The organism is Pseudomonas sp. E315 (genome assembly GCF_055406205.1).
In genome coordinates this window covers 97950-110068 of record NZ_JBUZPJ010000003.1, presented here as the reverse complement: position 1 = coordinate 110068, position 12119 = coordinate 97950, and the positions used below count along the sequence as shown (strand labels likewise).

Annotated in this window: 8 protein-coding genes and 1 pseudogene; 6 read left to right on the top strand and 3 right to left on the bottom strand. The window is 51.6% G+C overall.

What is annotated here, in order from left to right; all coding sequences use genetic code 11:
- The first annotated feature begins 78 nt into the window (after positions 1-78).
- The 3 genes from ACZRJQ_RS05905 to ACZRJQ_RS05895 all read left to right on the top strand — a co-directional run bounded on the left by ACZRJQ_RS05905 (position 79) and on the right by ACZRJQ_RS05895 (position 3799).
- The gene (locus ACZRJQ_RS05905) at positions 79-756 is read left to right on the top strand and encodes a response regulator (RefSeq protein ID WP_463977448.1); all 678 of its coding nucleotides are present in this window, start codon (positions 79-81) and stop codon (positions 754-756) included.
- Positions 753-2099 carry an ATP-binding protein gene (locus tag ACZRJQ_RS05900; protein WP_463977447.1) on the top strand — a complete coding sequence of 449 codons (1347 nt, stop codon included), beginning with the start codon at positions 753-755 and terminating at the stop codon, positions 2097-2099. The genes ACZRJQ_RS05905 and ACZRJQ_RS05900 overlap by 4 nt, the downstream gene beginning before the upstream one ends.
- Positions 2100-2464: 365 nt before the next feature.
- Positions 2465-3799, top strand: coding sequence for a dicarboxylate/amino acid:cation symporter (locus tag ACZRJQ_RS05895; RefSeq protein WP_463977446.1), 1335 nt, complete (start codon positions 2465-2467; stop codon positions 3797-3799).
- Between the two features lie 48 nt (positions 3800-3847).
- Here the strand turns inward: ACZRJQ_RS05895 and ACZRJQ_RS05890 are convergent, their stop codons facing one another.
- The gene (locus ACZRJQ_RS05890; RefSeq protein ID WP_463977445.1) at positions 3848-4342 is read right to left on the bottom strand and encodes a SprT family zinc-dependent metalloprotease; all 495 of its coding nucleotides are present in this window, start codon (positions 4340-4342) and stop codon (positions 3848-3850) included.
- Between the two features lie 122 nt (positions 4343-4464).
- Positions 4465-5067, bottom strand: a complete 603-nt coding sequence (locus ACZRJQ_RS05885; RefSeq protein ID WP_463977444.1) for a Yip1 family protein — start codon at positions 5065-5067, stop codon at positions 4465-4467.
- Positions 5068-5340: 273 nt separating this feature from the next.
- Between ACZRJQ_RS05885 and ttcA the strand changes: the two genes are divergently transcribed.
- Positions 5341-6165, top strand: a complete 825-nt coding sequence (gene ttcA / locus ACZRJQ_RS05880; RefSeq protein ID WP_463977443.1) for a tRNA 2-thiocytidine(32) synthetase TtcA — start codon at positions 5341-5343, stop codon at positions 6163-6165.
- 56 nt (positions 6166-6221) lie between these two features.
- Complete coding sequence (locus ACZRJQ_RS05875; RefSeq protein ID WP_463977442.1) at positions 6222-6893, top strand: DNA-3-methyladenine glycosylase I; 672 nt, start codon at positions 6222-6224, stop codon at positions 6891-6893.
- Positions 6894-7026: 133 nt separating this feature from the next.
- On the opposite strand, the gene ACZRJQ_RS05870 is transcribed toward ACZRJQ_RS05875, so the two are convergent.
- Positions 7027-11337: a fibronectin type III domain-containing protein gene (locus ACZRJQ_RS05870; protein ID WP_463977441.1), complete on the bottom strand. Its 4311-nt coding sequence runs from the start codon at positions 11335-11337 to the stop codon at positions 7027-7029.
- A gap of 272 nt (positions 11338-11609) precedes the next feature.
- Here ACZRJQ_RS05870 and ACZRJQ_RS05865 point away from each other — a divergent pair.
- A pseudogene (locus ACZRJQ_RS05865) lies at positions 11610-12043 on the top strand (transposase); the annotation flags it as partial.
- Between the last annotated feature and the right edge of the window lie 76 nt (positions 12044-12119).

The window sequence follows — 12119 nt, the reverse complement described above, 5'->3', positions numbered from 1 at the left end:
CGTTACAGGTGTGCAGGCGCTGCATGCTGGCATTGGGCATACGCCCTGAGAGATGCAGATTTAGCTTGGGAGAGTGCGATGAAATTGCTGGTGGTCGAAGATGAAGCATTGCTGCGCCATCACTTGCAAACGCGCCTGAGCGAAAACGGCCATGTGGTCGAGGCTGTGGCCAATGCTGAAGAGGCGCTGTATCAAACCGAGCAGTTTAATCATGACCTGGCAATGATTGATCTCGGGTTGCCGGGGCTTGGGGGGCTGGAGCTGATTCGCGAGTTGCGCGCACGTGGCAAGACGTTTCCGATTCTGATTCTTACGGCACGCGGCAATTGGCAGGACAAAGTCGAAGGGCTGGCGGCTGGCGCTGACGATTACGTGGTCAAGCCGTTTCAGTTTGAAGAGCTTGAAGCGCGCCTTAATGCGTTGTTGCGCCGTTCCAGCGGCTTTACCCAATCGACCATCGTTGCTGGCGAGTTAGTACTGGACATCAATCGCAAGCAAGCAGTGCTTGAGGGCCAGCCGCTGGCGTTGACCGCTTATGAGTACCGGATTCTTGAATACCTGATGCGCCATCATCAGCAAGTAGTCGCCAAGGATCGCTTGATGGAACAGTTGTACCCGGATGACGAGGAACGTGATCCGAATGTGATCGAGGTGCTGGTCGGGCGCCTGCGACGCAAGCTTGAGGGGGCAAACGGTTTTAAACCTATCGATACAGTGCGTGGCTTGGGCTACCTGTTTACTGAGCGCTGCCGTTGATTCGTTCACTTCGTGTTCGGTTGATGCTGGCGGCCACGCTGCTGGCCGTGTTGTTTATGCTCGCGCTGTTACCGGCGATGCAGGGCGCGTTCAGTCTGGCGCTCAAAGATGCCATCGAGCAGCGCCTGGCGTCAGATGTCACCACGCTGATCTCGGCGGCCAAGGTCGAGAAAAATCGTCTGAAAATGCCAGTGTTACTGCCGGATGAGCAGTTCAACCTGCCTGACAGCCGCCTGCTAGGTTACATCTATGACCGTGAAGGCCATTTGGTCTGGCGTTCGCGGGCCACCCAAGAAGAACGCATCAACTACAAGCCGCGCTATGACGGACGCGGCAATGAATTTGCGAGCATTCGTGAAGCCAGCGGCGAAGAGTTTTTTGTTTACGACGTAGAGGTCAAGCTGCTGGGGGGCAAGAGTGCGGCCTTTAGCTTTGTTGCGTTGCAACCCATGCGTGAATACAACCAAACCCTCGCCGGGCTGCGGGAAAACCTGTATTTGGGGTTTGGCGCGGCCTTGTGTGTGCTTTTGGCATTGCTGTGGATTGGTCTGACGTGGGGGTTACGTGCGTTGCGACGCTTGAGTCAGGAACTGGATCAAATTGAATCGGGAGAGCGCCAAAGCCTCAGTGAGCAGCATCCGCGTGAGCTGTTGCGCCTTACGGGCTCGTTGAACCGGTTGCTGCAAAGCGAGCGTGAACAGCGCACTCGTTATCGCGATTCCCTTGATGACTTGGCCCACAGCCTGAAAACCCCGTTGGCCGTATTGCAGGGGGTGAGCGAAAGCATGGCCCAGCGCCCGACTGAGCGCGAGCAAGCCTGGGTGCTGCAAACCCAGATCGAGCGCATGAATCAACAAATCAGCTACCAGTTACAGCGCGCCAGCTTGCGCAAAAGCGGCCTGGTGCGTCATCAAGTCGAGCTTCAGCCCGTGGTGCAAAGCCTGTGCAACACGCTGGACAAGGTGTATCGCGACAAGCAGGTCAAGGTTAGCTACGACATTCCGACGCTCAGTCACGTGCCCATCGAGCAAAACGCGTTGCTGGAGCTGCTCGGTAATTTGCTGGAAAACGCCTACCGACTGTGTCTGGGGCAAGTACGAATCAGCCTGCAACAACACGCCGGTGGGATCGACGTGACTGTGGAAGACGATGGCCCCGGTATACCCGAGGGGCAGCGGGCTCGGATTCTGCAACGGGGCGAGCGGCTGGACCGTCAACATCCGGGGCAGGGCATTGGCTTGGCAGTGGTCAAAGACATCATCGAAAGTTACGACGCCCAACTGACGCTAGGAGACTCACCGCTAGGCGGAGCTGTGTTTCGAATCCACTTTCCCGGCAAATAAGTAAGTTGAAGCGGGCGCAGGCTGAGCGCTTTCTTATTAGAGATCAAAAGATTGCAGTCTTCTCCTGCTCCGGTCTTTGGTAAGGCGGATATCCGCCATCTTGCGGCTCAGACTCCCTTCAATGGGCGGAAACCCGCCAAATGTTGTCCTACAAAACCCGCCTGTAAAGTCCTGCAAGTGCAGGCGTGATAAGCGCTGGAGCGGTTTTTATTCGATCTGGCCCGCGCCTTGCAATAAGTGCGAGAGGTCTGCCGTTAGAGCAGCTCGACACAACAAATCCCTCCAAGTACAGGAGGGTTCGCGCTTTAGGTGTCACCGGTCTCAGATGGAATGATGACTGAGTGATGCACTTGAGGAACTTTGCAATGACGACTCGTCAGCCACTGTACAAATCCCTGTATGTCCAAGTGATCGTAGCGATTACTATCGGCATTTTGCTGGGCCACTACTACCCGGAAACCGGCGTAGCACTCAAACCTTTGGGTGATGGCTTTATCAAATTGATCAAGATGGTCATCGCCCCCATTATTTTCTGTACGGTGGTGAGCGGTATCGCCGGAATGCAGAGCATGAAGTCGGTTGGCAAGACCGGTGGTTATGCGTTGCTGTACTTTGAAATCGTGTCGACCATTGCCCTGTTGATCGGGCTGGTCGTGGTGAACGTGGTTCAACCGGGCGCGGGCATGCACATTGACGTGTCCACTCTGGACGCGTCCAAAGTAGCGGCTTATGTCACCGCTGGCGCGGATCAAAGCATCGTTGGCTTTATTCTTAACGTCATTCCTTCGACCATCGTCGGCGCGTTTGCCAATGGCGACATCCTGCAAGTGTTGATGTTCTCGGTGCTGTTCGGTTTTGCCCTGCATCGCCTGGGCGCTTACGGCAAGCCGGTGCTGGACTTCATTGATCGCTTCGCCCACGTGATGTTCAACATCATCAACATGATCATGAAGCTTGCGCCACTGGGTGCCTTGGGTGCGATGGCCTTCACCATCGGCGCTTATGGCGTGGGTTCGCTGGTGCAATTGGGCCAGTTGATGATCTGCTTCTACATCACGTGCGTACTGTTCGTGCTGGTGGTGTTGGGTGGGATTGCTCGCGCTCACGGTTTTAGCGTGATCAAGCTGATTCGCTACATCCGTGAAGAACTGCTGATCGTACTGGGCACGTCCTCGTCGGAATCGGCCCTGCCGCGCATGCTGGTGAAAATGGAGCGCCTGGGCGCCAAGAAATCCGTTGTGGGGCTGGTGATTCCAACGGGTTACTCGTTCAACCTCGATGGCACCTCCATCTATCTGACGATGGCTGCCGTGTTTATTGCTCAGGCAACCGACACACACATGGACATCACGCACCAGATCACCTTGCTGCTGGTACTGCTGCTGTCATCCAAAGGTGCGGCGGGTGTGACCGGTAGTGGCTTTATCGTGCTGGCTGCCACCCTGTCTGCTGTAGGCCATTTGCCGGTAGCCGGTTTGGCGCTGATTCTGGGTATCGACCGCTTTATGTCCGAAGCGCGTGCTCTGACCAATCTGGTGGGGAACGCCGTTGCCACACTGGTTGTGGCCAAGTGGGTTAAAGAGCTGGACGTAGACCAGATGCAATCTGAGCTGGACTCTGGTGGTCGTCCGCTGGATGACACTCGCCCAGTCGATGATCTGGGTGTGGCCGAAGGCCCGGCGCCTTCGTTGTTGAAGTAAACCTGAGCGCACAAAAAACCCATCTTCGGATGGGTTTTTTTATGGGGCTCATTCCACTCGGGTTTGGCCGCTGAACACCAAGGTGCTTCGACAGCGCCGGCATAAGTACCCCCGGCCTTGCTTGACCAGACCATGACGCTGGGCTGAAAACGCGAAATCGCTGTCAGGGCAGGGGCATTTGTAAATGTAGCGGGTGGCGGTACGGCGGTTGATGGCGTAAGTGTGGCAACGATTGGGCGCCAGCTCATACACCCCGCGCATGATCAGTTGCCACTCTTCGCCGTGAGGGGCAATGCGTTCGCCAAACAATTGATGAGCAATCAGATGGGCGACTTCGTGCGCCACCGTTTGCTTGAGGAAGTCTTCACTGTTTTCGCGGTAAAGCTGTGGGTTAAAGCGCAGCAAGTTTTCATGCAAATGCGCCACGCCCGCTTTTTGGCCGCGCAGTTTGAAGCTGACCACAGGGCGTTTGAAAGGGCGCTTGAAAAACACTTCGGCCTGTTTGAAGCAGTCTTCGACGCGGGTTTTGAGCAACTCGGGCATGTGATTCGGTTCTCCAGAGCTGGCGATTATGCCGCAAGCAGAGGGGGTTCCGAAGCTGAAGGCGCCCAATGGTTAATCACCTCCCGTATGAGCTGGCGCCAGCTCATACGGGAGAAGTGTTTTCAGTTGGTATAAATCGGGCCAACGCCCAACCCCCAGACAATCACGGTAAACGCCATGATCGCCACCAGCACTACAAGGCCTACCGCCAGAACAGAACTTGAAAACAAAAAGCCTTCGTCTGGGTCAATGTTCATGAAGGTAGGCAGGCCCACGTACAGCAAATACACCGTGTAGCAAATGGCCGCGGTGCCAACCACCATGCCCAGCCACATATGCGGGTACAGCGCTGCCAGCCCGCCAATGAACAACGGCGTCGCTGTGTACGTGGCAAACGCCACGCAACGCGCCATGCTCGGTTGCGCATCGTAGGTGCGGGCCATCCAATGAATGAACGCCCCCATCACCGCCACACCCGCCAGCATTGCGATGTAAGACATCAGCGTCATCCATAGCGCGCTGTCGAGCGTCAGCATCACGGGTGCACGGTTGCCAATCACCCAGCCCACCTGGGTCGTGCCGATAAACGCAGAAATGGCCGGGATGGCGGCCAAAATCAATGTGTGTGTGAAGTACATGTGGCTGATGCTTTCTTCGGCATCGCCACGGATCTGCCGCCACTCTTGATCGGGGTGGGTGAAGAGGCCCACAACGTGATGGATCATGGCTAATTGCTCCTGTCTGAAACGCATCGCCCCCAGTGGGACGCGTGGAGGTCGCGCAGCCAGAACATGTCATCGAGCAGGTAGGTGTGCGGCCTTATGTCGCAGTATAGGAAACCTGCCGCCCAATAAAACCGGCCCCTTAGAGCATATTGTGCTGTCAGGGGCTGGCTTATAGCATTGGCGTCTTTAGCCGGGTCGCCGGGGCTTCGACCGCAGAACATTTTTAAGTAAAATGGCCAGCTTTTTTGGTCTAACTCGCGGATTTGAAGCGCTATGGGCACTCTTTCGGTCTCTCAACTTAAACTCCAGAAACGCCTGCGCCGACTAACTGGCGAGGCAGTCGCTGACTTCAACATGATTGAGCACGGCGACAAGGTGATGGTTTGCCTGTCGGGCGGGAAGGACAGCTACACCTTGCTGGACGTGCTGCTGCACCTGCAAAAGGTGGCACCAATTCAGTTCTCGATTGTGGCCGTGAACATGGACCAAAAGCAGCCGGGCTTCCCTGAAGACGTACTGCCGGCGTACCTCAAGTCGTTGGGCGTGGAATACCACATCGTTGAAAAAGACACCTACTCGGTAGTCAAGGAACTGATCCCCGAAGGCAAGACCACCTGTTCACTGTGTTCGCGCTTGCGTCGCGGCACCTTGTATACCTTCGCGGATGAAATAGGCGCGACCAAGATGGCCTTGGGGCATCATCGTGACGACATCGTAGAAACCTTCTTCCTCAATATGTTCTTCAACGGCACGCTCAAGGCGATGCCGCCTAAGTTGCGGTCTGATGACGGGCGCAATGTGGTGATCCGACCGCTGGCTTACTGCAACGAGAAGGACATTCAGGCGTATAGCGATTTGCAACAGTTCCCGATCATCCCGTGTAACCTTTGCGGCTCGCAGGAAAACCTGCAACGCCAAGTAGTCAAAGACATGCTCCAAGAGTGGGATCGCAAGACCCCAGGGCGCACCGAAAGCATCTTTCGCAGCTTGCAGAACGTGATGCCATCGCAATTGGCCGATCGCGACCTGTTTGACTTTGTCAGCTTGAAAATAGATGAAAACGCCACCCCGCGTTTCGTCAACCTGTTGAACCTCTAGGCCGATCCTTGGCTCTGAGCCCGTGTGTAACACCCCAAAGACCAAGAGGAGAGGGCATGCGCGATTACAAATGGCTGCACGAATACTGTTTGAACCGCTTTGGTTCGTCAGCCGCGTTGGAAGCCGAACTGCCCATACCGCGCACCCCGGCGCAATTGCGTCAAATCCCTGATGATCGCTACCTGTCCACCTTGGCCCTGCGGGTGTTTCGTGCTGGGCTCAAGCACAGCGTGGTTGACAATAAATGGCCCGTGTTTGAAGAGGTTTTTTTTGGCTTCGACCCTGAAAAGGTCGTGCTGATGGGCGCTGAGCATTTGGAGCGCTTGATGCAGGATGCGCGCATCATTCGCCATTTGGGCAAGCTTAAAAGCGTGCCGCGCAACGCGCAGATGGTGCTCGATATCGCTCACGAACATGGCAGTTTCGGCGCGTTTATTGCCGATTGGCCGGTAACGGACATTGTGGGGCTGTGGAAGTACCTGGCCAAACACGGGCATCAATTGGGCGGGTTATCGGCGCCGCGCTTTTTACGTATGGTTGGCAAAGACACTTTCGTGCCCAGCTACGACGTTGTTGCTGCGTTGAATGCACAAAAGTTGGTGGACAAAGCGCCGACCAGCTTGCGTGACTTGGCGATTGTGCAAAACGCTTTCAATCAATGGCATGCCGACAGTGGTCGCCCTATGTGCCAGTTGTCACAAATGCTTGCGTTTACAGTGAATCATTGAGTATGAAATGCGTGATATCGACCTTTTGTCCATCTTCAGACAAAAGGCCGCTTATTAAGAGCTGGCATAGTAGGGTTAGTTTTTTTGACTGTTGAGTTCAACTCTGCCTTTGTGTGCCATGAGGTTTGTTTGGCTAGCGGTCGCAACTTCCAAAGCCAGTGCTCAAATAATACCTCTTGCAAAAAACACTCAATGATTTGGCCCCCTCTGCATTGATAGCCTCCACTTTTATGGTGACCGAGGGGGGCTCAAGTGACTCGTTAAAGGTAGAGCGAATAGTTAGCTCAGCCTGTTCATGGTCAACACCATTGTTGGTCAGAAGTGAGTAATTAACGGTGTTGTTGTCTCCTGGGAACCAGGAGAAGTCAACGACAGTTGCCGATGATGTATAAACGCCCTTTATATCTTTTGGCATATTTGGTCTGTTGTGGTATAGCACAAGATCTTTAGGGGTTGAGTAATTGTTGGCTGCATCGTAAGCCCGCAGTGTGAAGGTATGGTTAGTGGTGGCGTCTAAATCTAAGCCAATGGTACTGAAAGGCGCACTGGCTGCGGTGTGTATTACTTTGCCGTCAAGCGAAAGCTCGTAACCTGTAACCGCTATATCGTCAGTTGCATCACTCCAGCTTAGGCTTGGTGGTTCGTCGTTGGTGCCGTAAGGGCTATGTGCCCAGAAGAACGGGTCTATTATTGGTCGCACCCGATCTACCAATATTGAAGTGCGTTCTGATTTGTTGCCAGCCTCATCGAATGCTTCGATATAAAAGGTGTAAGTCGTGTCAGGTGATAGTTTGTTCACGGTGGCGCTGGTAGAGGTGCCAGTGTTTATGGTCGTGGGGTTGTCGTCTTGGTAGATATTGTAGCCAGTGACGCCTATGTCATCGGTTGATGCAGTCCATTTGAGTTGTAATGCAATGCCGGTATCGCTGTCTTTGTCGTGACTGAGGTTAGTCGGTGCTGAAGGAGGAACACGATCAAGTAGTAATGTGCCCGGTTGTGAAATGTTTAAGTTGTCGTCGTAAGCGCGTACCTCATATCGGTAAGTGGTGACGGGTTTGAGTGGCGTGTCAGTAAAGTTTAGGGTTTTAGTGTCAAATGTTGCGGCGTCATCGCGGTCGATTTTGTAGCCAGTGGCACCCACGTTATCGCTTGATGAGTTCCAAGACAGATCAACTGAGGTGTCGGTAGCTTTGGCGTATTTAAGTGCTGTCGGTTCAGTGGGAGACTCTCGGTCAACGAAGACACTCTTAGCCTCGGAGTAGTTGTCTGTAGTGTCTATGGATTTTACGGTGAATGTGTAGTTGGTTTCAGGCGTTAGATGGCTGACGTTAAAGGTTGTATCTGAAGTATGGTCTAATAAAATGTTGTCTTGGTAAACAGCATAGTCTTTCATTTTTATATCGTCGGTTGACTGTGCCCACGTTAGTTTTAATGAGGTTGGTTTCAATTCGCTAAATATAAATGTTTCTGGTTTTGAAGGTGGTGTCCGATCGATAAGCAGTGATGCCGCAGGGGAGGAGGTTCCGTTGAATTTATGCGCCTTTATAGAAATGGTGAAGTTAACAGGGGCATCCGGATCCTTGAGAGTCATTGATGTGTCGCTTGTATTACCTGTGACCTTGTCATCTATCGATACTTCATAGGATAGTGAGTCGGCAGGGGCTGCGCTTTTATCCCAGATGATTTCAATTAAGCCGCCTTGAAGATTATTAACTCTTAGTCCTGTAGGTGTCACAGGAGGAGTGTCATCATATTTTGGAACTGCTGCAGTAACAGTGGGGGAGCGGTTGCCATCAGAATCAACAGCGGTGACTGATATTTTACTGATGCCAGAGGTTTTAAACTCGGTGAAGTTAGTTTTGGTGGTGAGCAAGATATTACCATCGCCATCTTTTATTTCAAATTCAGCGAGCCCATCTTCGACTTTGGAATCGTCCCAGTAGAGGATTGATGTGTCAGGGGTAAGTTGCTCTATTATAGGTTCAATAGGTAAGGGTATTCCTAGGGTACGATCACAATACATTCTCAGGCCATTCATTGCTGTATCGTCATTATCGCCAACATAGTCTTCTACTCGGGTTTTAAATCCAACGACCTGTGTTCCTTCTGGGCAGTAGAATTTATTGCCCCATGCGCCCCATAAGGGATCCTCGTTCTCGAACTCGCCGCCTATGGCATTATTGTCTTGGCAGATGCCGCTGATGTCTGTCGCCATTATTTCATCATTAGCATTTATCGGGAGTCGCGTTCTCAATTGAAACCCTTTGATTGGGCCACTACTCGATGGGCACTTAAAAATTTTGCCATATTCCCCCCAGTCACCAACTTTGCTTTCTATTGGTACTGATTCACCATCTTCACCGCAAAACATTTTAATTGAGTTCAATGCAGTGTGGTCCTTGCCTCCATCTTTTTCGAATTTAAGCTGGAATCCCCAGGCAAACTTACCCACTGGGCAAATAGCTTTTGGGCCCCATGCGCCAAAAGATCCATCGGCTTCTGATGACGTGGGTATGACATTTTCATTGTTGAAATCTTCTACACCTGTGGACACTTGTATATAAGATATTTTTCCATATAATTGTTGCATGCCGCCATACCGCTTAATAAGTACTTCTTCGTTTGAATACGTGTGGCTTGACATTTCATCAATGTTTTTGATTGTGACTGGTTCTGTCATGTCCTTGCGAACAAAAATTTTGACGCAACCTTGTTTGCAATTTTCATCACTGTTTTTGTCACCGTATAGTGTGATTGTTGTCCCGGCGGAAGCCCCCGTTAGTGTGAAGCCTGCGATATGGTCATTTTTGCAGCTATTAGAGCCAGCGCTGCCATTCGCCTCGAATAAAGCATCGATATCGGCGGGGACGGAGCAGCTGAATTCTTCCTTGCTGTTGGTAAACCTTACTTTGGGCTCGGTGCTGCCAGTGGTGGGTTCAATAATGAGATATGAGATTTTACCTTTAAGCCCATTTTTATGTTTGTGTGTAATTTTCACGTCGCTATTTGAGCTAGTATCTTCCAGATCATTGAGTACGATGCGTTCGTCCAGTCCGATGTCGCGTAGCACTTCAATAGTTGTATAGTCATCGGACTTACTTGCTTTTGGACTGTCAAAAAGCTTTATGCTAATGCCTTTTTTTACACCGCGAAGAGCAAGTGAGCGTGCTTCGTCATTTTCACAACCATAGGCTTTAAACTTCAATTCCCAGTCATGGCTAGTAGGCACTACGCAGACAACATCATGAGCGTTAGCAGTGTTTGGTGTTGGAGTAGGGTGGCCTTCAGACACACCGTCATTATTTTCATAGAAGTACACACCACCCTCTGTCAATGCCGCTGCATAAGCAAATGCATCTCCAACTTTAAAATCATCTAGAGCGATATAGTTTGGTACGAGACGCACGCCATCATTGGTCTGTGCACAGACACTGTCTACTCGGTTTTCAAGCCAGGTTAGATTATTGTCAATTTGAGCAGCATGTGCTTTGGTTGATAAAAATGCATGAAATTGATTGAGGGTAAAAAGTTTGCTCCACTTTGTAAAATTTTTGTGATTGACTTTTTTAGTGTTTAGTGGAGTGTCGGGCCAGCGACTTTCGCATGCCCAGTTATCAATTAGGGGGCTCTTTAAGTCGTAGGTGTTTTGCACCATGAAGTCTTGGTCTTCCGGAACTAATATTGTTTCCGTGTTTGTGCCGCGTCCAAGTATGTAATTTCCGTTTTCCTGCTCGACGAAAATAATCAGTCTTTTTTGGCTGTCAATTATTTTTTGTAAGGTTGGCCATTCGTTGGTGTCTTTGTAGTCGTTAAAATTAAATACTTTGCCTTTTAGAGCGGGTAATTTGTCGAAGGTTTTTTGTATCAGTTCTTGGCCGACACGATCTTCTAAAAATAAAGTGACCACTGCATGGGCATTTTTTGGTTGATCTAAGAAATGTAATATTTTCTGTATTTCTGTACTGAATAGTTTTTTCTCGTTTCCCCCGTTTTCATCGTAAGTGCAATAGCCAGAACTTGGTGAGTGACACAGATATGCGTCTAGCGAGGTATGAGGGGGGGTGCCTGATCTGATGGGATGAAGGTCCCACATAAGCCCCCGGACTCCACTTTCCAGTACCTCTTCAGTATCGCCACTGTAGGCATTATGTGCGGTGACCCACGTGTATTTATTAAATGGCTTTGATAGGTCAAATATGTCCGGGGCGCTTGGGATCCTAGGCGCTGTATCAGTGGTGTTTTTCGAGTCCGTAGGGAGAGTGATTTCTACATAGGGGGCTGATTGAATACTATTTGATGTGCTTTTGTCGGTGGCTGTTTGTGCCCACGCCCATTGTGTAAGAAGTATGAAAAGTGTTGTGACTAGCGCGATGATCGCAAGCGAGAGTCTCAATGTAAAACGAGGCCTACGGCAATTACTGTTCTCTGTGGTATTTCTGTTCATTTTGCGGGCCTCAAACTCGTTCAGCAGTGAGCCCACTATGTGTTTTTTATAAACAGGAGGGTACTGGCATAACTGATAGGTTTTCGCTTTAACGTAAAGGTTTTATGGGCTAATCGTGAGCGTTTGTGGGCGATTACCATGACTTGCATGGTGCGCAAGGTGGTGCTTCAGGTGTATAACCGCTGCCGCTACTGCACCCCCGGTGTCAGGCTAGTTGTCAGCCTCAGCTGATTTATCAAAACGATAGATCGGGGGCGTCAAAGAGAGCTGGCATGTCGAGCTATTCACCCGAACGTAAAGCTGCCCTTATCAACAAGTTATTGCCCCTCAAAACATGTCTGTGGCCCAGTTGTCACGCCAGGAAGGGATCGCCCCAACCCTGTATGCTTGGCGGTCCAAGCTCAAAGCAGGAGGCGCTGTGGTGCCCGCAGATAAAAGCAGTGCCGATAACTGGTCGGCTGAAGCCAAGTTCGCAGCGGTGTTGCACACGGCCACACTGAGCGAAATTGACCTCACCGAATACTGTCGCAGCAAGGGCTTGTATCCCGAACAGATAGCAGCTTGGCGGCAAGCCTGCATCACGGGTCAGTTGTCCGCTCAGGCGCAACGCCAAGCCGAGCGAGAGCAGGCGCGGGCTGATAAAAAGCGGATTGCCGAGCTGGAACGCGATCTGCGTCGCAAGGACAAAGCACTGGCAGAAACTGCGTAAGCGCTCCATGAACCCCACATTCAAAGCCGCCGCGTGATCCCGGATGCTGTGCTCCCGATTTCTTTCTGGAGCC